Genomic DNA, 24,992 nt, shown 5'->3' on the forward strand with positions numbered 1-24,992 from the left:
GGCACTTCTCTGTCTGTCGATATATTCATGGGAATCACTGCCAGTCAGATATTCTCCTGAAATAATGTCGAAAGCAATCATTGTGTGAGCAGTTATTGCAGCCGGAAACAGGCTGTATGGCGCGTGAGCCGTGCGCCAGGCAGTAAGGGGTGGACTATTTATTATTCGGGTAAAGACGATTCTGAAAGCCAGATAATGTGCGACCTTTTTAATTTACCAAATAATATATTTCTGAATCGCCGGGTATAAAATAATTGGCTGTGATGCGCTGTGATAATAATTAACGGTTTGTGCGCTTAAATTATCAATTGATGCGGCTAAATATTTTTACGGGTATATAAAAAAGGGAGGCGATAATGCCTCCCGCTGTCGCTTATTTAATGCCGTCGGCCTTCATGCGATCGCGAATATGCTGCGCGCGGGCTTCCGACGCCGGGTGATCGTCAAACATGGAGCTCTGACGGCCGGCTTCCAGCTTGGCCAGTTTTTCGAAGCTGGTGGCCAGCCCCGATGGATTGATGCCGCGTTTACGCAGCAGGTCGTAAGAGTAGTCGTCCGCTTCCGACTCCTGGCGCTGGGAGAACTGCGAGTTCACCAGTTTTTCGCCGAGATCGCCCAGCTGCGACTGCGACAGGCTGCCGACGATGCCGCCAGCGGAGGCCGCCGCCGCGCGCACGGCGTTAGTGCCCAGCGCGACCTGCATGCCTTTCTTCACGTGACCCAACGCAACGTGGCCCATTTCGTGGCCGATAACCGCTTCTACTTCGTTATCGTTCATCAGGTCCATCAGGCCGCTGTAAACGCGGATGCAGCCGTTGGCCATCGCGAAGGCGTTGACGTCTTTCGTTTCATAGACCTTGTAGTTGACCGGCTGGCCGTTGATGTTATCGCCCAGCGCGGCGGCAATCTTGCTCAGGCGTTTGCTGTACTCGCTGCTGGCCGGGGAAATAGTGGCTTTGGCGTCCATCTCTTTACACGCCTGGTCGCTTAAGGTTTTTACCTGTTCGTCGCTAAGAGAGTAGGCCTGGAATGCTTCCGCGCCGGAGCTCAGTAGGGCGTTGGAATCCATGTTCTGACATCCGGTTAATGTTGCTGCGATCCCGAAGGCAAGAAGGGTTGAGCGAATTTTCATTTTTATCTTCCACAATCTTATGGTTTTTTATCTGAATAATGGGCGACGACGGACCCGCCTCGTCCTGTGCAAAGTATAAATAGTATCTCATGATCCGGGCGAGTGGATTCCGCGGCAGCACAACGTGTTCCAGAGATTTCTTAATGGGCAAAAGGATGCTCCATGTACATGCTTTGTCGCTTGGGTTACATTGTTCACACTTTTTTCCGGCGTAGCCCAAAACGCGCTCTCGTCAAGTCGTTAAGGGCATGGCCTTATAACATCCGAACTGGAGTCAAAATGTCCTCACGTAAAGAGCTTGCCAACGCTATTCGTGCGCTGAGCATGGACGCTGTACAGAAAGCCAAATCCGGCCACCCTGGCGCCCCGATGGGCATGGCTGACATTGCCGAAGTCCTGTGGCGTGATTTCCTGAACCATAACCCGCAGAACCCGTCCTGGGCCGATCGCGACCGCTTCGTGCTGTCCAACGGTCACGGTTCCATGCTGATTTACAGCCTGCTGCACCTCACCGGTTATGATCTGCCGATTGAAGAACTGAAAAACTTCCGTCAGCTGCACTCTAAGACTCCGGGCCACCCGGAAGTCGGCTACACCGCAGGCGTGGAAACCACCACCGGCCCGCTGGGTCAGGGTATCGCTAACGCAGTCGGTATGGCTATCGCGGAAAAAACGCTGGCGGCGCAGTTTAACCGTCCAGGGCACGACATCGTCGATCACTTCACCTACGCCTTCATGGGCGACGGCTGCATGATGGAAGGTATTTCTCACGAAGTGTGCTCCCTGGCCGGTACCCTGAAACTGGGTAAACTGGTGGCGTTCTATGATGACAACGGCATCTCCATTGATGGTCACGTTGAAGGCTGGTTCACCGACGATACCGCGAAACGCTTTGAAGCCTACGGCTGGCACGTGGTGCGCGGCGTTGACGGTCACGACGCTGACGCCATCAAACGCGCGGTAGAAGAAGCGCGCGCGGTCACCGACAAACCGTCCCTGCTGATGTGCAAAACCATCATCGGCTTCGGTTCGCCGAACAAAGCAGGCACCCATGATTCCCACGGCGCGCCGCTGGGCGACGCTGAAATCGCGCTGACCCGCGAAGCGCTGGGCTGGAAATACGCTCCGTTTGAAATCCCGTCTGACATCTATGCGCAGTGGGATGCGAAAGAAGCCGGCCAGGCGAAAGAAGCCGCGTGGAACGAGAAGTTTGCCGCCTACGCCAAAGCCTTCCCGCAGGAAGCAGCCGAATTCACCCGCCGTATGAAAGGCGAAATGCCGTCTGACTTCGACGCGAAAGCTAACGAGTTCATCGCTAAGCTGCAGGCGAATCCGGCGAAGATCGCCAGCCGTAAAGCATCGCAGAACGCCATCGAAGCGTTTGGCCCGCTGCTGCCGGAATTCCTCGGCGGTTCTGCCGACCTGGCGCCGTCCAACCTGACCCTGTGGTCCGGTTCTAAGCCGATCAACGAAGACACCGCCGGTAACTACATCCATTACGGCGTACGTGAATTCGGTATGACCGCGATTGCCAACGGTATCGCGCTGCACGGCGGTTTCCTGCCGTACACCTCCACCTTCCTGATGTTCGTCGAGTATGCGCGTAACGCGGTACGTATGGCGGCGCTGATGAAACAGCGTCAGGTGATGGTCTACACCCACGACTCCATCGGTCTGGGCGAAGATGGCCCGACTCACCAGCCGGTAGAGCAGGTCGCTTCCCTGCGCGTCACGCCGAACATGTCCACCTGGCGTCCGTGTGACCAGGTTGAATCCGCAATTGCGTGGAAATATGGCGTAGAGCGTCAGGACGGCCCGACCGCGCTGATCCTCTCCCGTCAGAACCTGGCGCAGCAGGAGCGTACCGCAGAGCAGCTGGCAAACGTGGCCCGCGGCGGTTATGTGCTGAAAGATTGCGCCGGCCAGCCGGAACTGATCTTCATCGCTACCGGTTCAGAAGTGGAACTGGCGGTTGCCGCGTGGGACAAACTGACCGCCGAAGGCGTGAAGGCGCGCGTGGTCTCCATGCCGTCCACCGACGCATTCGACAAGCAGGATGCGGCCTATCGTGAATCCGTACTGCCGAAAGCCGTTTCTGCCCGCGTAGCGGTAGAAGCCGGTATCGCGGACTACTGGTTCAAATACGTGGGCCTGAACGGCGCCATCGTTGGCATGACCACCTTCGGTGAGTCTGCGCCGGCTGAGCAGCTGTTCGAAGAGTTCGGCTTCACCGTTGACAACGTTGTCGCTAAAGCGAAAGCGCTGCTGTAATCGCTGGTACGGTGCGGGCTGATGCCCTCACCCCAACCCTCTCCCACAGGAGAGGGTGCGAACACCAAAAACGGTAACCCCTGGGTTACCGTTTTGCTTTTATCTCGCCACCCGGTTTTTTTGTAGGCACTATTCCTCGAACATGTAACTACCCTGTAAATTATTCCAAAGAAAATGTGACGCAAGTCATATAGCTGGTTTATTGCTCTGGACAAACATTCCTTTTATTCCGACTTTGGCTTATTCTAGCTGAAGCGTTTCAGTCGTATAAATGTTCGACAATTAATCAATCAGTCGCAGTTTGCGACAGGTAAGGTTCCCCTAAAGGCGTTGCTGGATTACTCTGTCAGCCACCTCAAATCAGGGATAACCTTGCAGGAGACCTATGACCATACGCATCGCGATTAATGGCTTCGGTCGCATAGGACGCAACGTGGTTCGCGCTTTGTATGAATCCGGGCGTCGTGCGGAAATCACCGTGGTGGCGATCAATGAACTGGCGGATGCCGCAGGCATCGCGCATTTATTGAAGTACGACACCAGCCATGGCCGTTTTTCCTGGGATGTTCGCCAGGAGCGGGAACAGCTGTATGTCGGCGATGACGTCATTCGTCTACTGCATGAGCCTTCTATCGCCGCGCTGCCCTGGCAGGAGCTGGCGGTGGATGTGGTGCTGGACTGTACCGGCGTATACGGTAGCCGTGAACATGGCGAAGCCCATCTTCAGGCTGGCGCGAAGAAAGTGCTCTTTTCACATCCTGGCGGCAACGATCTCGACGCAACGGTAGTCTTCGGCGTCAACCATGATGAACTGCGCGCGGAGCACCGCATTGTCTCCAACGCCTCCTGCACTACCAACTGCATTATTCCGGTCATTAAACTGCTAGATGATGCCTACGGCATTGAGTCAGGAACGGTCACGACAATCCACTCCGCGATGCACGACCAGCAGGTGATCGATGCCTATCATCCGGATCTGCGGCGCACCCGTGCGGCCAGCCAGTCAATTATTCCGGTTGATACTAAACTTGCGGCGGGGATCACCCGTATTTTCCCGCAGTTTAACGACCGTTTTGAGGCGATCGCGGTACGCGTACCGACGATTAACGTCACCGCAATAGACCTGAGCGTGACGGTGAAAAAACCGGTAAAGGCCTGTGAAGTCAACCAGTTGCTGCAAAAAGCAGCACAGGGAGCATTTCATGGTATAGTTGACTATACGGAATTACCGTTGGTCTCGACAGATTTTAACCACGACCCGCACAGCGCCATCGTCGATGGCACGCAAACCCGGGTCAGTGGCGCGCATCTGATCAAAACGTTGGTCTGGTGCGATAACGAATGGGGCTTTGCTAACCGAATGCTCGACACGACGTTAGCGATGGCCGCGCAAGGTTTCAGGTAAGGCGCTGCGGCGCTTGCAAAACTTTATCAAGAATCAACGAGAGGATTCACCATGTCTGTAATTAAGATGACCGATTTGGATCTGGCTGGTAAACGCGTTTTCATCCGTGCTGATCTGAACGTACCGGTTAAAGATGGCAAAGTGACCAGCGACGCGCGTATCCGCGCCTCCCTGCCGACCATCGAACTGGCGCTGAAACAGGGTGCTAAAGTAATGGTTACTTCTCACCTGGGTCGTCCGACCGAAGGCGAGTACAACGAAGAATTCTCTCTGTTGCCGGTTGTTAATTACCTGAAAGACAAACTGTCTAACCCGGTTCGTCTGGTTAAAGATTACCTGGATGGCGTTGACGTTGCTGCCGGTGAACTGGTGGTTCTGGAAAACGTTCGCTTCAACAAAGGCGAGAAAAAAGACGACGAAGAGCTGTCTAAGAAATACGCTGCGCTGTGCGACGTATTCGTCATGGACGCTTTCGGTACCGCGCACCGCGCGCAGGCTTCCACCCACGGTATCGGTAAATTCGCCGATGTCGCTTGTGCAGGCCCGCTGCTGGCCGCTGAACTCGACGCGCTGGGTAAAGCGCTGAAAGAGCCGGCTCGTCCGATGGTTGCTATCGTTGGCGGTTCTAAAGTTTCCACCAAACTGACCGTTCTCGACTCTCTGTCCAAAATCGCTGACCAGCTGATCGTAGGCGGCGGTATCGCTAACACCTTCGTTGCCGCTCAAGGCCACAACGTCGGTAAATCCCTGTACGAAGCGGACCTGGTTGACGAAGCTAAGCGCCTGCTGAGCACCTGCGATATCCCGGTTCCGACTGACGTTCGCGTCGCTACCGAGTTCTCTGAAACCGCCACCGCGACCCTGAAATCCGTTAACGACATCAAAGATGACGAGCAGATTCTGGACCTCGGCGACGTTTCCGCACAGAAACTGGCTGAAATCCTGAAAAACGCCAAAACCATCCTGTGGAATGGCCCGGTTGGCGTATTCGAATTCCCGAACTTCCGTAAAGGTACTGAAATCGTCGCTAATGCTATCGCAGACAGCGAAGGTTTCTCTATCGCAGGCGGCGGTGACACCCTGGCGGCGATTGACCTGTTCGGCATCGCTGACAAAATCTCCTACATCTCCACTGGCGGCGGCGCATTCCTCGAATTCGTGGAAGGCAAAGTTCTGCCGGCAGTAGCAATGCTCGAAGAGCGCGCTAAGCAGTAATTTAGTTCAGGCGGGGAAACCCGCCTGTTTTTCAGCGCGCTAACGTACAATTTTGTACAGCTCGCGAACCTTCTTCAACGGTCGAAGATACAGATACAGGACTAAGTAACATGTCTAAAATTTTTGATTTCGTAAAACCGGGCGTCATCACTGGCGACGACGTTCAGAAAGTGTTCCAGGTAGCTAAAGAAAACAACTTTGCTCTGCCAGCGGTAAACTGCGTGGGTACTGACTCCATCAACGCCGTTCTGGAAGCTGCTGCGAAAGTTCGTTCTCCGGTTATCGTTCAGTTCTCTAACGGCGGCGCTGCGTTCATCGCGGGCAAAGGCGTGAAAACTGACGTTCCGCAGGGCGCTGCTATCCTCGGCGCTATCTCTGGCGCGCATCACGTGCACCAGATGGCTGAACACTACGGCGTGCCGGTTATCCTGCACACTGACCACTGCGCGAAGAAACTGCTGCCGTGGATCGACGGCCTGCTGGACGCGGGTGAAAAACACTTCGCTGCCACCGGCAAACCGCTGTTCTCTTCCCACATGATCGACCTGTCTGAAGAGTCCCTGCACGAAAACATCGAGATCTGCTCTAAGTACCTGGCTCGCATGGCCAAAATGGGCATGACTCTGGAAATCGAACTGGGCTGCACCGGCGGTGAAGAAGACGGCGTGGACAACAGCCACATGGACGCTTCCGCACTGTACACTCAGCCGGAAGACGTTGATTACGCGTACACCGAGCTGAGCAAAATCAGCCCGCGCTTCACCATCGCCGCTTCCTTCGGTAACGTACACGGCGTTTACAAGCCGGGTAACGTGGTTCTGACTCCGACTATCCTGCGCGACTCTCAGGAATATGTTTCTAAGAAACACAACCTGCCGCACAACAGCCTGAACTTCGTCTTCCACGGCGGTTCCGGTTCTTCCGCTCAGGAAATCAAAGACTCCGTCAGCTACGGCGTTGTCAAAATGAACATCGATACCGACACCCAATGGGCGACCTGGGACGGTATCCTGCAGTACTACAAAGCGAACGAAGCTTACCTGCAGGGCCAGCTGGGCAACCCGAAAGGCGAAGACCAGCCGAACAAGAAATACTACGATCCGCGCGTATGGCTGCGTGCCGCTCAGACCTCTATGGTGACTCGTCTGGAGCAGGCATTCAAAGAGCTGAACGCGATCGACGTTCTGTAATTTCGCTTGCTGCGAGCGTAACGAAGGGAAACGGCGTTTCCTTTCATTACCGGCATAAAAAAGGCTTCCTGCGGGAAGCCTTTTTTTTAGCGACTTACGCAGGTGCCTTTTTCCCCGGCTAATATCTGTGGCGCATCCTTTAACGCGCCGATGAAGGCGTTATTTCCGGTCTGTTTGACAAACTGAATAACCGCTTCCGCCTTCGGCCCCATTGCGCCGTCCGGCGCGGCAAACGGCGCGAGCGTAGCAATGGTGGCCTGACGCAACGGGCGAGCCTGCGGCGTCCCCCAATCAACATAGACCGCATCGGCATCCGTCAGTATCAGCAAGTGGTCGGCATGAATGGCGCCGGCAAGCGCCGCCGCCGTCAAATCTTTATCGATAACCGCTTCGACTCCCCGGTAACCGTGCGTATCGGCAACCACCGGGATCCCGCCGCCGCCGCAGCAAATCACCAGATGACCGGCATCCATCAGCGTCTGAATGGCCGCGCTATCAACAATATTTAGCGGCTTGGGGGAAGGGACCACCCGACGGATATAGTCGCCATCCGCTTTCATCTGCCAACCATAGCGTTTTTCCAGCTCCGCCTGCTGCTGCGGCGGATAGACCGGGCCAATATATTTCCCCGGCACCGCGAAAGCGTCATCATTTGCCGCCACCTCTACGCGCGTCATCAGGGTACTGACCGGTGCACTGGCGTATTGCATCAGTTCCTGAGCGATAGCAAAGCCTATCATCCCCTGACTTTCCGCGACCAGAATATCCAGCGGCCAGGCGGGAGATTCCTGATAGGCGGCGTTTTGCAGCGCCAGCAATCCGACCTGCGGGCCATTACCGTGCACGATCACCAGCTGATAATCACGGGCTAATTCCGCCGCCATCCGGGCAAAAAGTTGAATGCTGCGCTGCTGATTTTCCGCGCTGAGCACTTCTCCGCGCTGAAGCAGTGCATTACCACCCAGCGCAATAACGATTTTCTTTTTCATGATGACCTCATTGAATTATAGAAGTGCGCTAAAAATATCGTTTTAGCGGCCAGGTAATGTGATGAGGTCGCCACTTTATCGAGAGTAAAAAATATCTCGCTAATAAATATTATATTCGCTGGTTTTATTTAAATGTTTTTAAAGATGATTATTAGATTTTTTTTAATAATTTCGTCAGCAGTCTTTAGGAATTTAAAAAAATGGATTTTGTGTGACTTTGTTCAAATGAAATACATGGTTACCCCGATATGGTTAGCGGAGTTAAAACATCAATCCTTCACGCATCCTCTGGGATGGCCTGAGGTGAATATTGCCGGGAGATAGCTTATGTCAGGAACGTATGAGGTAACCGAGGTGACCAAAAGAAAAGGAATACCCGCCTGGTGGGTCACGGTATTTCTTTTCTGGTTAGGTTGGGTATTTATGTATGCCGATCGCACGGTATTAAATCCGGTGATGGGTGAGCTGGAAAAAGAGTTTGGTTTAAGCGGAACGCAATTAGGAGTGCTCAACTCCGTATTTTATTTTTCTTATGCATTGCTACAGGTGCCGGCGGGGATCCTCGGGGACAAAATCGGTAAGAAAAAAGTGCTAGTGCCTGGGTTTATTCTGTTTGGCGTTTTTACCGCGGTCACCGGCTGGGTAAAAAGCTGGTATATGCTGCTATTTGCCCGCGTGGTCACCGGCGCAGGCGAGGGGACATATTATGGCCCGCAGTATGGCTTGTCTTCCGAGCAGATCCCGAAAAAATTCCGCTCGCTGGGCAGCGCGATTATCAATAGCGGAATGGCCTTTGGCATTGCGCTGGGTCTGATGACCTCCAGCTGGCTGGTCTATGACCAGGGTTACTCGTGGCGGATGCCGTTTTATGCCATGGCGATACCTTCGGTGCTGGTAGGGATTGCTATCTGGCTATTCGTGAAAGAGAAAAAACGCACCGCCGACGCTGAGGGCAAACCGGTACAAAAAGGTAAATTTAGCGATCTGTTGAAGAATCGTAATTTAATTCTGACCTATATTATGGTGTTCTGCAGCCTGTTTGGTTTCTTCGTTATTCTGACCTGGCTTCCTTATTATCTGCAAAACGAGCGCGGTATTGCCGGTAGCGAAACTGGGTTTATTTCGTCGCTGGTCGCGTGGATCTCTATTCCCGGCGCGCTGTTGTTCTCGGGGCTGTCGGATAAATTAGGCCGCCGCAAGCCGTTAATTTTATTCCTCGTGCCGGTGGCGATTGCCAGCATGCTTTCCATTATTTGGATGCCGAGTATGACCGGCGTCATCGTGGCGCTGTGCGTGTACGGCCTGGTTGGCAAACTGGCGCTGGATCCGGTGCTGGTGGCACTGGTCGCCGATAGCGTCGATGAAACCAATTACAGTACCGCGTTTGGTTTATTTAATTTTATCGGCATGAGCTCATCGATTCTGGCGCCGATTATTGCAGGGGCGGCGCGTGATATTACCGGCAGTCTGGCTTCGAGCTTTTATGTTTCCGCTGCGCTGCTGGTCATTGGTCTGGTCGCCATGCTGTTTTTAAAAGAAAAACGCACATAAAGAGGTAGCGGTAATGATTTACGCTTTTATTAAAAAGGGAAGCTTCCAGGATTCCGTAAGCCTGATGATTATTTCCCGCAAATTAAGTGAACGCCCGGAAGTGGATCAGGTTTCGGTCATGATGGGTACCCCGGCGAATAAATCGATGCTGGAGTCGACCGGATTCTGGCATCCGGATTTCGCCGAGGCGACGCCCAACGATATTTGTGTCGCAGTCCGCACGCACGAAGCGCAGCCGGAAATTCTCGATTTAATCCGTGAACAATTAGAGAAAGAGCTAAGCGCTATCGCTAATGCATCGGGCAGCTCAACGCAGCTGGTCAAGGCGCGGCGCTGGGAGAGCGCCTGCCAGAAATTACCGGACGCGAATCTGTTGCTGGTTTCGGTGGCAGGGGAGTACGCCGCCGGGGTGGCGAAAGAGGGATTGTTAGCCAATAAGAGCGTGATGCTGTTTTCCGATAACGTCCCGCTGGAGCAAGAAGTTGAACTGAAAACGCTGGCTCGCGAGAAGGGGCTCATTGTGATGGGGCCGGATTGCGGAACGGCAATGATTGCCGGTAGTCCGCTGGCCTTTGCCAACGTTTTACCGCAGGGCGGAATTGGCGTCATCGGCGCATCGGGGACCGGGATCCAGGAAATCACCTCCCAGGTGGCGCTGCATCAACAGGGAATTAGCCACGCCATCGGCCTTGGCGGGCGCGATCTCAGCGCCGAAGTCGGCGGTATCAGTGCCCTGACCGCGCTGGAGATGCTGGCGGCCGATAGCGCGACGCAGGTTATCGCTTTTGTCTCCAAACCGCCTTCGCCACAGGTGCGTACCCGCATTATTGCCGCGATGCAAAAACAGAATAAACCGGTGGTGGCGCTGTTCCTTGGTAGTCGTGCCGAGCAGCGCCGCGAGGGCAACGTCTGGCTGGCGAACTCGCTGGCGGACGCCGCGCAGCTGGCGGTACTGCTGATGCGGGTCGCGCAACAGCGGCAGAGCCAGCCGCAGGTTGCAGGCAAGGGGATTTATGGCCTGTACGCTGGCGGTACCCTTGCCGCCGAGGCCGCGATGCTGCTTTCCGCTCATCTGGAAGTGCCGGTCAGCGACAGCCACGCCGACGGCGTGATGCTGGAAGCCGGCGGGCATCGCATTGTCGACCTTGGCGACGATAGTTACACCCTCGGCAGACCGCACCCGATGATCGACCCCACCACCCGCAGCATTGAAATTGAGAAGCTGTCGACCATGCCGGAAGTTGGCGTGCTGTTGCTGGATGTGGTGCTGGGCTACGGCGCCTGCGCCGATCCGGCCGGGGCGGTGGTTGAGGCCATCGAGCAGATCCGCCGTAAACGTGTCGCGCCGTTGGTGGTTATCGCCACCATGACCGGTACCGATGCTGACCCGCAGGGCCGTAGCGAGCAGATAGCCATCCTGTGCGATGCCGGGGTTGCGGTGGTTGAAACCCTCGAAGAGGCGACGCTACTGGCGGTTAGCCTGACGCAGCATCAGCCGCAGAGCGAATCGGCAGCGCATAACCCGCTGCTCGACGGCGTGCAGGTCATTAATGTCGGGTTGCGCAGCTTCGCGCTGGATCTACAAAGCAGCGGTACGCCAGTGGTGCATTATCAGTGGGCGCCTGTTGCCGGCGGTAACGCTCGTCTCGCCAGTTTACTCAAGCAGTTACATTAAGTTCAGAGGTATGGATATGTACTCATCAATTGCACAGGCTAACGAAGCCATTATCGAACGAATTAAAGCCGCGCGCCCGCATTGGGTTGCCGTCCGTCCTGCGAAAGAGGCGGTGGCTGAATTATCTTCTGGACGTAAATTACTGCACGCCGGGCCGCCAATCGCCTGGCAAGAGATGACCGGGCCGATGCGCGGAGCCTGTATCGGCGCATCGTTGTTTGAAGGCTGGGCGACGAGCGAAGAAGAAGCCGTGCGGATGCTGGAGCAGGGAGAGGTGGAATTCATCCCTTGCCACCACGTGGGCGCGGTGGGGCCGATGGGCGGGATCACCTCGGCGAACATGCCGGTGCTGGTGGTGCGCGATGTGGTTCATGGTAACCAATCCTGCTGCAACCTGAATGAAGGGATCGGCAAAGTGATGCGCTTCGGCGCCTACGGCGAGGATGTGCAAACGCGTCTGCGCTGGATGCGCGACACGCTCGCGCCGGTGCTGCAAGAAGCGCTGTCGCGAATGGAAAACGGCGTTGACCTGACGGCGATGATGGCGCAGGCGATTACCATGGGCGATGAGTTCCACCAGCGTAATATCGCCGCCTCGTCGCTGCTGCTGCGCACGCTGTCGCCGGTCATTGCTGGCCTGGATCGGCCAAAGGCGGAAATTGTCGCCGTGCTGCAGTTCCTCAGCGTTACCGATCAGTTCTTCCTCAACCTGGCGATGGCTTACAGCAAAGCGGTGATGGATGCGGCGGCGGAAATTAAAGCCGGCTCGGTGGTGACCGCCATGACCCGCAACGGCCGCGAGTTCGGCATTCGCGTTAGCGGTACCGGCGATCGCTGGTTTACCGCACCGGTGAATACGCCGCAGGGGCTGTTCTTCACCGGCTACAGTCAGGCGGATGCCAACCCGGACATCGGCGATAGCGCGATTACCGAAACGCTGGGCATCGGCGGCGCGGCGATGATTGCCGCACCGGGCGTGACGCGCTTCGTCGGCGCTGGCGGAATGGGCGCGGCGCTGGAAACATCGGAAGAGATGTCTGAAATCTATCTTGCCAACAACCCGCTGTTCCAGATCCCATCATGGGACTTCAAAGGCGCCTGCCTGGGGCTGGATGTTCGGCGGGTCGTGGAAACCGGTATCACGCCGCTTATCAATACCGGTATTGCCCATCGCGAGGCGGGGATAGGTCAGGTGGGAGCGGGAACCGTTCGCGCGCCGCTGCTGTGCTTTGAGAAGGCGCTGGAAGCGTTGGCGGAACTGCACCACATCACTGCCTGAGTCGAGAGAGGGGCGGCGCTGCCGCCCCGGAGAGACGCCGATGAAAACCCTCAATGCGCTGGCCTGTACCGGCCTTGAACAGTTAGCCGACGGCGTGTGGCAGCACCATAGTCAATTTTCACAGGCGGTTAATTTCGTCCACGCCGATGGGACTTTACTGACGCTATTTCGCTACGGCAAAGGTATTGGCCCGACGGGTATTCTGCTTAGCAGCACCCAGTTTGCGCAGTTGGCTAATCTTCCGCGGCTGGTTAAGCAGGGGCGCATATTGTGGGGGGCGGGAGTTGTGATTCGCCCGCGTCGGATGCTCAAACTTCGCATTCCCGTCGGCCGCTCGCTTCTTCTCGATCTTACGTCTTATTCATGCCAGAGCGGACTATGCGCCGCGCTCAATCAGCCGTTGGCGGATATGTCGTTTTATTCATCTATTATGGGCGAACTGGAGCGCTGGCGACGCGGCGAGTTCCCGGACTGGGGATGGCTGATTGGCAAGGGACCCGGATTAACCCCCAGCGGCGATGATATGCTCGCCGGGATGTTGGCGATGCTGTACGGCGCCGGTTTTTCTGACCGCCTGCACGCGTTTATCCCCCCGGCGGATCAACTTACATCGCTGACAACTTCGGTAAGCTGTAGCTATCTGAATAGCGCCAGGCGCGGCGAGTTTTCGCTGCCGGTGGTTAAGGTAATGCGCGGGCTGCGGTCGACAGGCGATCCCAGGCGAGCAATTCAGCGTTTGCTGGCGGTAGGTCATACTTCTGGGGCTGATACGCTGCTGGGGATGGCATTCGCGCAGCATTGGTTACAGAGAGTGGATTCAAGGAGAACGCATGCTCGATCAGGAAACCATCCGTACGTTTATACAGGTCGCCGAGACCGGGAGTTTCTCCCGCGCGGCCAGCCTGCTGCACAAAACGCCGGCGGCGATTAGCTATCGTATCAAAACGCTGGAAGAGCAGGTGGCAACGCAGCTCTTTTTACGCACGACTCGCTCGGTAAGCCTGACGCTGGCCGGGCAACATCTGCTTGAGCACTGTCGGCAGTGGCTGAACTGGCTTGACGTGATGCCCGATGAACTCCAGCAGATTAATGCCGGCGTCGAAAGACAGGTTAATATCGTTATCAATAATCTTCTGTATCAGCCGCAAAGCGCCGCGGATCTCCTGACCTGGCTACATCAGCAGTTTCCTTTTACCCGTTTTCAGCTTTCCCGCCAGGTCTATATGGGGGTCTGGGACTCTTTGCTATACGACGATTTCCAGCTGGCGATTGGCGTAACCGGCTCGGAATCCCTGTCCAACAATATCTCTTTATTGCCGCTCGGCGATATTCGCTGGCAGTTTGTGGTGGCGCAGAATCATCCCCTTGCCAGTCACCCCGCGGCGGTACTCTCCGACGACGCGCTACGCCGCTATCCGGCAATTAACATTGAGGATACGTCGCGGACTCTGACGCGTCGTGTCGCCTGGCTGCTCAACGGGCAAAAAGAAATCAAGGTGCCGGATCTCAGCACCAAGCTGGCCTGCCATCTTAGCGGTCTGGGGGTCGGCTTTTTGCCGGAACGAATGTGTCGCGCTTACCTGGAATCCGGCGCGCTGGTGGCCCGTGCGGTCGCCAACCCCCGCCAGCCTTCGCCGCTCTCCGTTGCCTGGAAGAATGCCGGCAGCGGTAAAGTCGTCAGTGAAATCGCCAGGGCGTTCGAGCGCAAAGAGGCATTAGTCAGCGGTTTTTTGCGGATGGTGGATCGTCCTGCGCAAGCGTAATGCGGCGTTAGTTTCATCTGGATCAGATTGAGAAATGGCATCTTCGGTGGTTTTTGTTTACCTTTAAAAGGTCATTTTCGTGAGAATGATCTCATTTGCTTTTTTTTGATATGACCCAAGGATTACTAAATGGAAGATTTGAACGTTGTCGATAGCATCAACCATGCCGGGACCTGGCTGGCGCGCAACCAGGAGTTGCTGCTGAGCTATGCCGTCAACATCGTTGCCGCTATCGTTATCCTGATCATCGGGATGATCGTGGCGCGCATCGTTTCTAACACCGTCAACCGCCTGATGCTGGCGCGTAAGATCGACGCGACTGTCGCCGATTTTCTCTCCGCGCTGGTACGCTATGCGATTATCGCCTTTACGCTGATTGCCGCCCTGGGCCGCGTTGGCGTGCAGACCGCCTCAGTGATTGCCGTGCTGGGCGCCGCCGGTTTGGCCGTGGGTCTGGCGCTGCAGGGGTCGTTGTCGAACCTTGCCGCAGGCGTGCTGCTGGTGATGTTCCGCCCGTTCCGCGCCGGTGAATATGTCGATCTCGGCGGTATCGCGGGCACGGTGCAGAACGTGCAGATTTTCTCCACTACTCTGCGTACCGTCGATGGCAAAATCGTGGTGGTGCCGAACGGCAAAATCATCGCTGGCAATATCATTAACTTCTCCCGTGAGCCGGCGCGTCGCAATGAGTTTATTATCGGCGTCTCCTACGATGCCGATATCGATAAGGTGAAACAACTGCTGACCGCGATTATCGAATCCGACGACCGCATTCTGCGCGATCGCGAAATGACCGTTCGTCTTAACGAACTGGGCGCCTCTTCGGTAAACTTCGTGGTTCGCGTATGGAGCAAAAGCAGCGACCTGCAAAACGTCTACTGGGACGTGCTGGAGCGCATTAAGCGCGATTTCGACGCCAATGGCATCAGCTTCCCGTATCCGCAGATGGACGTACATATGGTGAATCAGCAGGAAAAAGCGCAGTAATTTTTTCCAGCAATGGCACAAGACCGGCATCGCCGGTCTTTTTTTAGCCTGTAGCTATTAGCTTCACTTATTAATGATTAAAATTATCAATTTCCGCTAATGTTGACGGCGCGCTATATTCTCCGGCATTAACGATGAAACCGGAAAATTAAACGATGCTATCTTATTACTTTCAAGGGCTTGCGCTGGGCGCGGCGATGATCCTGCCGCTCGGGCCGCAAAACGCTTTCGTGATGAATCAGGGTATCCGCCGCCAGTATCATTTAATGATTGCGCTGTTGTGCGCGCTTAGCGATCTGGCGTTGATCTGCGCCGGAATTTTCGGCGGTAGCGCGCTGCTGATGCAGTCGCCGTGGCTGCTGGCGCTGGTCACCTGGGGCGGCGTCGCTTTCCTGTTATGGTATGGCTTCGGCGCGCTGAAGACGGCGATGAGCAATAATCTCGAGCTGGCCAGCGCCGAGGTCATGAAGCAGGGGCGCTGGAAAATCATTGTTACCATGCTGGCGGTGACCTGGCTTAACCCTCATGTGTATCTCGATACCTTTGTGGTGCTCGGAAGCCTCGGCGGACAGCTGGCGGTTGAGCCCAAACGCTGGTTCGCGCTGGGAACGATTAGCGCGTCATTCTTATGGTTCTTCGGCCTGGCGCTGCTGGCCGCGTGGCTGGCGCCGCGTTTACGCACCGCGCGGGCGCAGCGAATCATCAACGTGCTTGTCGGGCTGGTGATGTGGTTTATCGCCCTGCAGTTGGCAAAAGATGGCCTGCAACATATACAGATGCTCATCAACCAGGCTTAGTCCGATGGACTTTCCGCGCGTAAGCGCTAAGCTAGCTGGCATGCGTCCTTAAAATGGGCGACCTAAGCAAGATGGAGAAACGACAGTGAAGTTAAAAGTCTTAGCCCTGGCGGCAGCACTCGGATTCAGTACTATGGCGGCGCAGGCAAGTGAATTGCCGGATGGCCCGCATATTGTGACTTCAGGCACAGCAAGCGTTGCAGCGGTTCCGGATATCGCCACTCTGGCGATTGAAGTTAACGTCGCGGCAAAAGATGCGGCATCGGCAAAAAAACAGGCTGACGATCGCGTTGCGCAATATCTCTCTTTCCTTGAAAAGAGCGGCATTGCCAAAAAGGATATCAGCTCGGCGAACCTGCGTACCCAACCTGATTACGACTATCAGAACGGGAAAAGCATCCTTAAAGGCTATCGCGCGGTGCGTACCGTCGAAGTTACCCTGCGTCAGCTCGATAAGCTGAATGGCCTGCTGGACGGCGCGCTGAAAGCGGGGCTGAACGAAATTCGTTCCGTATCGCTGGGCGTTGCGCAACCGGATGCCTACAAAGATAAAGCGCGTAAAGCGGCTATCGATGATGCGGTACATCAGGCGCAGGAGCTGGCTGCTGGCTTCCACAGCAAGCTGGGTCCGGTCTATAGCGTGCGTTACCATGTTTCCAACTATCAGCCGAGCCCGATGGTTCGCATGATGAAGGCGGCTGACGCCGCGCCGGTCTCCGCGCAGGAAACCTACGAGCAGGCGACCATCCAGTTTGATGATCAGGTTGACGTGGTCTTCGAACTGCAGCCAGCACAGGCCGCCGCGCCTGCCGCGCCGGCGAAACCAGCTGAAGCGCCGAAACCGGCTCAGTAAGCCGCAGCGACAAAAAAGCCACTTCAGTGAAGTGGCTTTTTTTATGCCCGCCGTTTAATCCTGGCGCAGCACCTTGTGGCCGTAATCAATAAGCGCATCGGTCACCCGGCGCATCATGCGGCTTTCCGGTGCAAAGCGGTGCCAGTAGAGCATCCGGCGCTGGAAAAGCCCTGGCGTCAGGTCGATAAGCTCGCCGCTCTTCAGCTCTTTCTCGATCTGCAGATGCGGGATCATACAGCAGGTGGTGCCCTGACGCGCCAGCTGCACGAAGGCCTCCGACGAGTTGACGATATGGCAGGGCACGCTGCCCGGCGGCAGGTCGAAGTTTTGCTGCAGGAACGCCTGGTGCATATCGTCGAGATGATCGAAGGCGACCACCGGCGCTTTCAGCAGCGCAGAACGCGTTACCCCGTTAGGGAAGTAGCGTTGCGCAAACTCCTTCGAGGCGACGAACAGGTAATCGAGCGCGCCGAGTTGATCGACCAGGCAGCTTGGCAGCGCCTGCGGCTGAATACTCACCGCGCCGACCACTTCCCCACGGCGCAGGCGCTCCTGGGTGCGGGTTTCATCTTCAACCTGCAGATTGAGGCGAATAGGGGAGTCGGATAGCACGTTGGCCAGCGCCGGCAGCAGCCAGGTCGCCAGACTGTCGGCGTTGACCGCCAACGACAGCAGCAGCGGCGTGGAGCCGGTCTGCTCATCGCCAAGCCACTCTTCTTCCAGCAGCTCAACCTGGCGCAGCAGAGCCAACAGTTTTTGCCCCTGCTCGGTCGGGCGCGGCGGTACGGTACGCACCAGCAGCGGTTGGCCAAACATGTTTTCCAGCTGTTTGATACGCTGTGAGACGGCGGACTGTGTAATGCATAGCTTCTGCGCGGCGCGCTCAAACCCACGTTCCCTAATCACCGCATCCAGCGCTTGTAATGTTCTGTAGTCCGGTCGTTTCATTATTCTGGCGTACCCCCATAACTTTTCGTTAACCCGCACTATGACATAAATTTGTTTTTGATAAAGACGAAAATGGTCTGCTCAGATGTGTGATCGCCATCGCAGGGACATTTCATCCGTCGATGTTCTATAATGCGCGGTAAGTATTCACATCTCGGACGATAATCATGACGCAGGATGAACTGAAAAAAGCAGTCGGCTGGGCAGCGCTGCAATATGTACAACCGGGCACCATTGTCGGTGTCGGCACCGGCTCCACGGCGGCGCATTTTATTGATGCGCTGGGGACCATGAAAGGGCAGATTGAAGGCGCGGTATCCAGCTCCGACGCCTCTACCGAAAAGCTGAAAAGCCTCGGTATCCCGGTATTCGACCTTAACTCCGTCGACCGCCTGGGCATCTACGTTGACGGCGCGGATGAAATTAACGGCCACATGCAGATGATCAAAGGCGGCGGCGCGGCGCTGACCCGCGAAAAGATCATCGCCTCGGTTGCCGATAAGTTTATCTGCATCGCCGACGCCTCCAAGCAGGTTGATATCCTCGGCAACTTCCCGCTGCCGGTGGAAGTGATCCCGATGGCGCGCAGCGCCGTCGCGCGTCAGCTGGTGAAGCTGGGCGGCCGCCCGGAATATCGTCAGGGCGTGGTGACGGATAACGGCAACGTGATCCTCGATGTACACGGCCTCGAAATCCTGGACGCTATCGCGCTGGAAAACGCCATTAACGGTATCCCGGGCGTGGTGACCGTCGGCTTGTTCGCCAACCGCGGCGCCGACGTGGCGCTGATCGGTACCGCCGACGGCGTGAAGACCATCGTCAGTAAATAAGACGATCGGGGGGAAGTTTCGCGCTTCCCCCTAAATTTTTTTCTATGGCCTTAATTTGGTGACTTGTGTCACATTTACGTAACCTTTCTGAGTAACAATCTGCCATCTATTCTCTTTCTGGTGTTTTGTCCTGTCTTTTGCTTCAACGTGATATTTCTTCAGGTCGGCGAGGCAAACGTTCATATTGCCGCGATAGTTTTTTTTGATATGTTGCTGGAAGAGTTTTTGTTCAGCACGACATCAGTACCAATAAAAACAGGACGGGGAAATGGCTAAGGTATCACTGGAAAAAGACAAGATTAAATTTCTGCTAGTTGAAGGCGTGCATCAGAAAGCAATCGATAACCTTCGTGCGGCAGGTTACACCAACATCGAATTTCACAAAGGCGCGCTGGATACTGAAGAGCTGAAAGCGTCGATCCGTGATGCCCATTTTATCGGCCTGCGTTCCCGTACTCATCTGACTGAAGAGATCTTCGCCGCGGCGGAAAAACTGGTGGCGGTGGGCTGCTTCTGTATCGGCACCAACCAGGTCGATCTGGATGCGGCGGCGAAGCGCGGTATCCCGGTATTTAACGCCCCGTTCTCGAACACCCGTTCGGTGGCTGAGCTGGTCATCGGCGAGCTACTGCTGATGCTGCGCGGCGTGCCGGAAGCTAACGCCAAGGCGCATCGCGGCGTGTGGAATAAGCAGGCGGTAGGCAGCTTTGAAGCGCGCGGCAAAAAACTGGGGATTATCGGTTACGGCCATATCGGCACCCAGCTCGGCATTCTGGCGGAATCGCTGGGGATGCACGTCTATTTTTATGATATCGAAAACAAACTGCCGCTGGGCAACGCCACGCAGGTTCAGCACCTCTCCGACCTGCTGAACATGAGCGATGTCGTTAGTCTGCACGTGCCGGAAAACGCCTCCACCAAAAACATGATGGGGCCGGAAGAGCTGGCGCTGATGAAGCCGGGCGCGCTGCTGATCAACGCCTCTCGCGGCACGGTGGTGGATATCCCGGCGCTGTGCGATGCGCTGTCGCGTAAGCACCTGGCCGGCGCGGCCATTGACGTCTTCCCGACGGAGCCGGCGACCAACAGCGATCCGTTTAACTCTCCGCTATGCGAATTCGATAACGTGATCCTGACGCCGCATATCGGCGGCTCAACTCAGGAAGCGCAGGAAAACATTGGTCTGGAAGTGGCTGGCAAGCTGGCGAAGTATTCCGACAACGGTTCTACGCTGTCGGCGGTGAACTTCCCGGAGGTTTCTCTGCCGCTGCACGGCGGACGCCGTCTGCTGCATATTCATGAAAACCGCCCTGGCATCCTGACGGCGCTTAACCAGATTTTCGCCGCGCAGAACATCAACATCGCCGCCCAGTATCTGCAGACCACCCCGCAGATGGGTTACGTGGTGATTGATATCGAAGCCGACGGCGACGTCGCGCAGCAGGCGCTGCTGGCGATGAAAGCGATCCCGGGCACCATCCGCGCCCGTCTGCTGTACTAATTTGTTGTTGCCTCACGGGCAGGTCGCATACCTGCCCGTATTTTTTTAACGCCTTCCTGGCGTAATTCTCGAACCCGCACAACACTCTACCAGCGCCAGGTTTTGCCTGGCGTAATCACCGCCGGCAGCGGGACATCCCACTGTTCGCTCGGCAGGGTATCCACCTGCTGGCAGTCGTGGGCGTAGCCTACCGGCTGCAGGTGATACTGCCGCCAGTTCTGTAAGGTACGATCGTAGAAGCCGCCGCCCATCCCCAGACGTTGACCGCTGGCATCGAAGGCGACCAGCGGGGTAATCAGCACATCGAGCTCGGCAAGCGGCAGGACGTCGCGCACGTCGAGCTTTGGTTCATAAATCTTCAGGCGATTGAAAATCAGCTGGCTTTGCGGATGATAATGCAAAAACAGCAGATTACTGGGGCTAAACGGATGCAGTACCGGCAGATAAACCCGCTTGCCCGCCCGCCACAATTGCTCGATCAGCGGTTGGGTATCCAGCTCGCCGTCGAAGGAGAGGAACAGCGCCACGGTATGAGCGAGTACGACGGGCGGATACGCCATCATTCGCTCAGCGGCCTGCAGGGCGAAGCGCTGCTGCTGTTCAGCGCTAAGCGCGCGTCTACGCTCGCGGATCTGTTGGCGAATTTGCTGTCTGGAGAGCGGGATATCGGGCTGTATAGTCATGCTGGTCTCATTACGAGCAGGCGAAACGATACGGGAAAGTGTAATACAGGGCGGCACAGGCCGAAAACAACGTTGAGGGGATAATACGAACTTAAGAAGGGAATCTCCGAGATGCCGCCGCAGGCTGTAACCCTTGAACCCTTGGTTCAAGGTGAATGCGTCGTCACAGTTTTAAGGCTTCTCGGGCGAACCGAGCATGCTCACCAACCGTGGAGCGCCACATTCTTGTGGTATGAAATATCGGCTCAGGGGACTGGCCCGCTTGCAAACATCTCAGAGAAATTTTGTTCTTGCGATTACTCTAACACAGTTAACGACAAAGTGTTATTCAAACTTCGACCCCGGTCTTTCGCTTATGCGACCTTGCTCAAGCAATGCCTGTTCGATGGTCTGCTGAAGCATGCGAATGCGCTGTTCCATACTGGAGGCGTAGTCGCGGGTCTTCGCTTTTTCCTGAGTCAACTCATAGCTGATGTTCAACGCGGCGATGAAGACCAGCTGCTCAGTATTTGTGACTCTAGTGCGTTCTTTTAAATCTTGCAACCGCTGATTAAGGTCTTCAGCTGCCTGATTCAGGGCATCCCTTTGTTCAGGCGGGCAATTCACTCGCAGTGAACGGCCAAAAATTTGGAGATCTACGGGTTGTGCAGACATGCCACCTTCCTGCTGATTGACTGCGCTGCCTTCACATCCGAGCCCGGTTCTGCGAAGGGGCGACACTATAGCTACCCTGGTGCGGGGACACAAGCCCTTTTCTGGTTCACCAGGGTCCAAAGTGGTAGCATATCATGAATATTCCTCCCAACGATGACGAATGCGCATGTCTATACAGAACGAAATGCCTGGTTACAACGATGTAGACCAGTTACTGAACCAACAAGGGGTGGGATTAACCCCGGCCGAAATGCACGGTTTGATAAGCGGCATCCTCTGCGGCGGCAACACCGACAGCAGCTGGCAGCCGCTGGTGCATGACCTGACCAACGAAGGCCTTGCCTTTGGTCATGAACTGGCCCAGGCGCTGCGTAGCATGCATTCCGCCACCAGCGACTCGCTGGAAGATGACGGTTTTCTGTTCCAGCTGTATATGCCGGAAGGCGACAACGTCAGCGTTTTCGACCGCGCCGACGCGCTGGCGGGCTGGGTTAACCATTTCCTGCTCGGCCTTGGCGTGACCCAGCCGAAGCTGGATAAAGTGAAGGATGAGACCGGCGAAGCCATCGATGATCTGCGTAACATTGCGCAACTCGGCTACGACGAAGATGAAGACCAGGAAGAGCTGGAGATGTCTCTCGAAGAGATTATCGAGTACGTACGCGTCGCCGCGTTACTGTGCCACGATACCTTCGCGCGCCAACAGCCAACCGCACCGGAAGTACGCAAGCCAACGTTACACTAAATAAAAACGACATTCAGGGGGCGTCATGACACAGCAGGAGTTTCTTTCTCGTCGCCAGGCATTATTGGCGCAGATGCAGCCGGGCAGCGCGGCGCTGATTTTTGCCGCGCCGGAAGCGGTACGCAGCGCAGATTCGGAATATCCCTACCGGCAGAACAGCGATTTTTGGTACTTCACCGGCTTCAATGAACCGGAAGCGCTGCTGGTGCTGATCAAAAGCGATGAAACGCACAACCATAGCGTGCTGTTTAACCGCGTTCGCGATCTGACGGCGGAAATCTGGTTTGGCCGCCGTCTGGGGCAGGATGCCGCGCCGGGCAAACTCGGCGTCGATCGCGCGCTGGCGTTTAGCGAAATCAACCAGCAGCTGTATCAACTGCTCAACGGCCTGGACGCTATCTATTTTGCCCAGGGCGAATATGCCTATGCCGATGAAATTGTGTTTAACGCCCTCGAAAAACTGCGTAAAGGTTCACGTCAGAACCTGCAGGCACCGAACTCCGTCATCGACTGGCGGCCTGTGGTGCATGAAATGCGCCTGTTTAAATCCGCGGAAGAGCTGGAAGTAATGCGCCGGGCCGGCGAAATTTCCGCCCTTGCCCATACCCGGGCGATGGAAAAATGCCGCCCGGGGATGTTCGAATATCAGCTGGAAGGCGAAATTCTCCACGAATTCAACCGCCACGGCGCGCGTTTCCCGTCTTATAACACCATCGTTGGCGGCGGCGAAAACGCCTGCATCCTGCACTACACCGAAAACGAATCCGAACTGCGTGATGGCGATTTAGTGCTGATTGACGCCGGCTGTGAATACCGCGGCTATGCGGGCGATATCACCCGTACCTTCCCGGTTAACGGTAAATTCAGCAAACCGCAGCGTGAAATCTACGACATTGTGCTGGAATCGCTGGAAACCGCGCTAGAGCTGTATCGTCCGGGTACCTCCATTTATGAGGTTAATCAGGAAGTGGTGCGCATTATGATTACCGGCCTGGTGCGGCTGGGGATCCTGAAAGGCGAGATTGACGAGCTTATCGCCAACAACGCCCACCGCCCGTACTTTATGCATGGCCTGAGCCACTGGTTGGGTCTGGATGTGCACGATGTCGGTAATTACGACACCGACCGTTCGCGCGTGCTGGAACCGGGAATGGTGCTGACCGTCGAGCCGGGGCTGTATATCGCCGCCGACGCCGACGTACCGGCGCAGTATCGCGGCATCGGCATTCGTATTGAAGATGACATCGTGATTACCGAAGATGGCAACGAAAATCTCACCGCCAGCGTGGTGAAGAAGGCCGATGAGATCGAGGCGCTGATGGCGGCGGCGCGCCAGTCATGAGCGTGCTGATTGTCGGCGGCGGGATGACCGGTGCGACGCTCGCGCTGGCCATCTCCCGTTTGACCGGCGGTGCGCTGCCGGTTCATCTGATTGAAGCGCAGGATCCGGCGTCGTCACGCCACCCAGGTTTTGACGATCGGGCGATTGCCCTGGCTGCTGGCACCTGCCAGCAGCTGGCGCGCATCGGTATCTGGCAGAACCTTGCTAAACGAGCGACGCCTATCCAGCGAGTACACGTCAGCGACCGCGGCCATGCCGGTTTTGTAAACCTGGCGGCGGCCGATTACGGTCTGTCGGCGCTGGGGCAGGTGGTTGAACTCCACGATGTCGGCCAGCGGCTGTTTAGCCTGCTGCGCGAGGCGCCGGGCGTCACCCTGCACTGTCCGGCGAAAGTGGAAGCGGTCAACCGCAGCCAGGACAGCGTCAGCCTCACCCTTGATAGCGGCGAAATCATCAACGGTAAGCTGCTGGTGGCGGCAGATGGTTCGCGTTCGTCGCTGGGCGCGCGCTGCGGCATTAGCTGGCAGCAGCAGCCCTATGAGCAACTGGCGATTATCGCCAACGTTAGCACCGCGTTGCCGCACGAAGGCCGCGCCTTCGAGCGCTTTACCGAGCATGGTCCGCTGGCGATGCTGCCGATGTCGCAAGGGCGCTGTTTGCTGGTGTGGTGCCATCCGCAGTCGCGGCGCGACGAGGTGCTGAGCTGGTCTGACGAACGTTTTTGCCAGCAATTACAGCAGGCGTTCGGCTGGCGGCTGGGGCGCATTACCCATGCCGGTAAGCGTAGCGTCTATCCGCTGGCGTTAACTACCGCTATCCGTTCGGTGTCGCACCGCCTGGCGCTGGTCGGCAATGCGGCGCAGACATTGCACCCGATCGCCGGGCAGGGCTTTAATCTCGGCCTGCGCGACGTGATGAGCCTGGCTGAACTGCTTGCCGACGCCCACGCGGTCGGCGAGGATGTGGGCAATTATTCTCTGCTGTGTCGCTACCAGGCGCGGCGAGCGGATGATAAAGCCGCCACCATCGGCGTGACCGATGGGCTGGTGCATCTCTTTGCCAACCGTTGGGCGCCGCTGGTGGCGGGGCGCAACGTTGGGCTGATGGCGATGGAATTATTTACCCCGGCGCGCGATGCGCTGGCGCAGCGTACCCTCGGTTGGGTTCCCCGTTAAGGAGTAG

General features: G+C 56.4%; 22 protein-coding genes and 1 other RNA gene. 17 read left to right on the forward strand and 6 right to left on the reverse strand.

The features are described from left to right. Positions 1 to 373 precede the first annotated feature (373 nt). Positions 374 to 1,132 carry a metalloprotease LoiP gene (loiP, locus tag ABLV66_RS04035; protein ID WP_015703437.1) on the reverse strand — a complete coding sequence of 253 codons (759 nt, stop codon included), beginning with the start codon at positions 1,130 to 1,132 and terminating at the stop codon, positions 374 to 376. Positions 1,133 to 1,411: 279 nt separating this feature from the next. Here loiP and tkt point away from each other — a divergent pair, with 279 nt between their 5' ends. The 4 genes from tkt (at position 1,412) to fbaA (ending at position 7,213) form a co-directional block, all read left to right on the forward strand. Next, positions 1,412 to 3,403 (forward strand): transketolase, encoded by a 1,992-nt coding sequence (tkt, locus tag ABLV66_RS04040; RefSeq protein ID WP_045392025.1) that lies wholly within the window; start codon positions 1,412 to 1,414, stop codon positions 3,401 to 3,403. A gap of 385 nt (positions 3,404 to 3,788) precedes the next feature. Further along, positions 3,789 to 4,808: an erythrose-4-phosphate dehydrogenase gene (gene epd, locus ABLV66_RS04045; protein ID WP_015369761.1), complete on the forward strand. Its 1,020-nt coding sequence runs from the start codon at positions 3,789 to 3,791 to the stop codon at positions 4,806 to 4,808. A gap of 51 nt (positions 4,809 to 4,859) precedes the next feature. Then, positions 4,860 to 6,023 carry a phosphoglycerate kinase gene (gene pgk / locus ABLV66_RS04050; RefSeq protein ID WP_015369762.1) on the forward strand — a complete coding sequence of 388 codons (1,164 nt, stop codon included), beginning with the start codon at positions 4,860 to 4,862 and terminating at the stop codon, positions 6,021 to 6,023. A 110-nt stretch (positions 6,024 to 6,133) separates the two neighbouring features. Beyond that, entirely contained in the window at positions 6,134 to 7,213 is a 1,080-nt protein-coding gene (gene fbaA, locus ABLV66_RS04055; RefSeq protein WP_004144748.1) for a class II fructose-bisphosphate aldolase, read from the forward strand. Between the two features lie 86 nt (positions 7,214 to 7,299). Here the strand turns inward: fbaA and ABLV66_RS04060 are convergent, their stop codons facing one another. Beyond that, a complete protein-coding gene (locus tag ABLV66_RS04060; RefSeq protein WP_348877267.1) occupies positions 7,300 to 8,202 on the reverse strand; it encodes a carbamate kinase in 903 nt (300 codons plus the stop codon). Positions 8,203 to 8,529: 327 nt separating this feature from the next. Here ABLV66_RS04060 and ABLV66_RS04065 point away from each other — a divergent pair, with 327 nt between their 5' ends. The 8 genes from ABLV66_RS04065 (at position 8,530) to ABLV66_RS04100 (ending at position 17,107) form a co-directional block, all read left to right on the forward strand. Continuing rightward, a complete protein-coding gene (locus tag ABLV66_RS04065) occupies positions 8,530 to 9,753 on the forward strand; it encodes an MFS transporter (RefSeq protein WP_047044047.1) in 1,224 nt (407 codons plus the stop codon). A gap of 13 nt (positions 9,754 to 9,766) precedes the next feature. Beyond that, positions 9,767 to 11,428 carry an acyl-CoA synthetase FdrA gene (locus ABLV66_RS04070; protein WP_348877268.1) on the forward strand — a complete coding sequence of 554 codons (1,662 nt, stop codon included), beginning with the start codon at positions 9,767 to 9,769 and terminating at the stop codon, positions 11,426 to 11,428. Between the two features lie 16 nt (positions 11,429 to 11,444). Then, the gene (locus ABLV66_RS04075; protein WP_063415661.1) at positions 11,445 to 12,707 is read left to right on the forward strand and encodes a YlbE family protein; all 1,263 of its coding nucleotides are present in this window, start codon (positions 11,445 to 11,447) and stop codon (positions 12,705 to 12,707) included. 40 nt (positions 12,708 to 12,747) lie between these two features. Further along, the gene (locus tag ABLV66_RS04080; RefSeq protein WP_348877269.1) at positions 12,748 to 13,638 is read left to right on the forward strand and encodes an oxamate carbamoyltransferase subunit AllH family protein; all 891 of its coding nucleotides are present in this window, start codon (positions 12,748 to 12,750) and stop codon (positions 13,636 to 13,638) included. Continuing rightward, positions 13,538 to 14,470 (forward strand): HTH-type transcriptional activator AllS, encoded by a 933-nt coding sequence (allS, locus tag ABLV66_RS04085; RefSeq protein ID WP_046883085.1) that lies wholly within the window; start codon positions 13,538 to 13,540, stop codon positions 14,468 to 14,470. Before ABLV66_RS04080 ends, allS begins: the two co-directional genes overlap by 101 nt. 129 nt (positions 14,471 to 14,599) lie before the next feature. Beyond that, complete coding sequence (locus ABLV66_RS04090) at positions 14,600 to 15,457, forward strand: small-conductance mechanosensitive channel MscS (protein WP_015369769.1); 858 nt, start codon at positions 14,600 to 14,602, stop codon at positions 15,455 to 15,457. 155 nt (positions 15,458 to 15,612) lie between these two features. Then, positions 15,613 to 16,254: an arginine exporter ArgO gene (gene argO / locus ABLV66_RS04095; protein WP_015703435.1), complete on the forward strand. Its 642-nt coding sequence runs from the start codon at positions 15,613 to 15,615 to the stop codon at positions 16,252 to 16,254. An 85-nt stretch (positions 16,255 to 16,339) separates the two neighbouring features. Next, complete coding sequence (locus ABLV66_RS04100; protein WP_015369771.1) at positions 16,340 to 17,107, forward strand: oxidative stress defense protein; 768 nt, start codon at positions 16,340 to 16,342, stop codon at positions 17,105 to 17,107. A 54-nt stretch (positions 17,108 to 17,161) separates the two neighbouring features. Here ABLV66_RS04100 and argP read toward each other — a convergent pair whose 3' ends face one another. After that, complete coding sequence (gene argP, locus ABLV66_RS04105; RefSeq protein ID WP_008806448.1) at positions 17,162 to 18,055, reverse strand: DNA-binding transcriptional regulator ArgP; 894 nt, start codon at positions 18,053 to 18,055, stop codon at positions 17,162 to 17,164. A gap of 167 nt (positions 18,056 to 18,222) precedes the next feature. On the opposite strand from argP, the gene rpiA reads away from it, so the two are divergent. Further along, positions 18,223 to 18,885 (forward strand): ribose-5-phosphate isomerase RpiA, encoded by a 663-nt coding sequence (rpiA, locus tag ABLV66_RS04110; protein ID WP_045392023.1) that lies wholly within the window; start codon positions 18,223 to 18,225, stop codon positions 18,883 to 18,885. A gap of 268 nt (positions 18,886 to 19,153) precedes the next feature. Beyond that, positions 19,154 to 20,386 (forward strand): phosphoglycerate dehydrogenase, encoded by a 1,233-nt coding sequence (gene serA / locus ABLV66_RS04115; protein WP_015369774.1) that lies wholly within the window; start codon positions 19,154 to 19,156, stop codon positions 20,384 to 20,386. An 86-nt stretch (positions 20,387 to 20,472) separates the two neighbouring features. On the opposite strand, the gene ABLV66_RS04120 is transcribed toward serA, so the two are convergent. The 3 genes from ABLV66_RS04120 to zapA all read right to left on the reverse strand — a co-directional run bounded on the left by ABLV66_RS04120 (position 20,473) and on the right by zapA (position 21,723). Then, positions 20,473 to 21,069 carry a 5-formyltetrahydrofolate cyclo-ligase gene (locus ABLV66_RS04120; protein ID WP_348877270.1) on the reverse strand — a complete coding sequence of 199 codons (597 nt, stop codon included), beginning with the start codon at positions 21,067 to 21,069 and terminating at the stop codon, positions 20,473 to 20,475. 99 nt (positions 21,070 to 21,168) lie between these two features. Beyond that, a non-coding RNA gene (gene ssrS, locus ABLV66_RS04125) (6S RNA) lies at positions 21,169 to 21,352 on the reverse strand. 41 nt (positions 21,353 to 21,393) lie between these two features. Beyond that, a complete protein-coding gene (zapA, locus tag ABLV66_RS04130; protein WP_004205298.1) occupies positions 21,394 to 21,723 on the reverse strand; it encodes a cell division protein ZapA in 330 nt (109 codons plus the stop codon). Positions 21,724 to 21,889: 166 nt separating this feature from the next. On the opposite strand from zapA, the gene ABLV66_RS04135 reads away from it, so the two are divergent. The 3 genes from ABLV66_RS04135 to ubiH are packed head-to-tail and all read left to right on the forward strand — an operon-like array spanning position 21,890 to position 24,985. Then, positions 21,890 to 22,468, forward strand: coding sequence for a YecA/YgfB family protein (locus tag ABLV66_RS04135; protein ID WP_015703432.1), 579 nt, complete (start codon positions 21,890 to 21,892; stop codon positions 22,466 to 22,468). Positions 22,469 to 22,493: 25 nt separating this feature from the next. Then, positions 22,494 to 23,810: a Xaa-Pro aminopeptidase gene (gene pepP / locus ABLV66_RS04140; RefSeq protein WP_047065735.1), complete on the forward strand. Its 1,317-nt coding sequence runs from the start codon at positions 22,494 to 22,496 to the stop codon at positions 23,808 to 23,810. After that, positions 23,807 to 24,985 carry a 2-octaprenyl-6-methoxyphenyl hydroxylase gene (ubiH, locus tag ABLV66_RS04145; RefSeq protein WP_348877272.1) on the forward strand — a complete coding sequence of 393 codons (1,179 nt, stop codon included), beginning with the start codon at positions 23,807 to 23,809 and terminating at the stop codon, positions 24,983 to 24,985. The genes pepP and ubiH overlap by 4 nt, the downstream gene beginning before the upstream one ends. Positions 24,986 to 24,992: the final 7 nt, after the last annotated feature.

The sequence above is a fragment of the Klebsiella sp. CN_Kp073 genome, from assembly GCF_040065495.2.
GTDB lineage: Bacteria > Pseudomonadota > Gammaproteobacteria > Enterobacterales > Enterobacteriaceae > Klebsiella > Klebsiella aerogenes.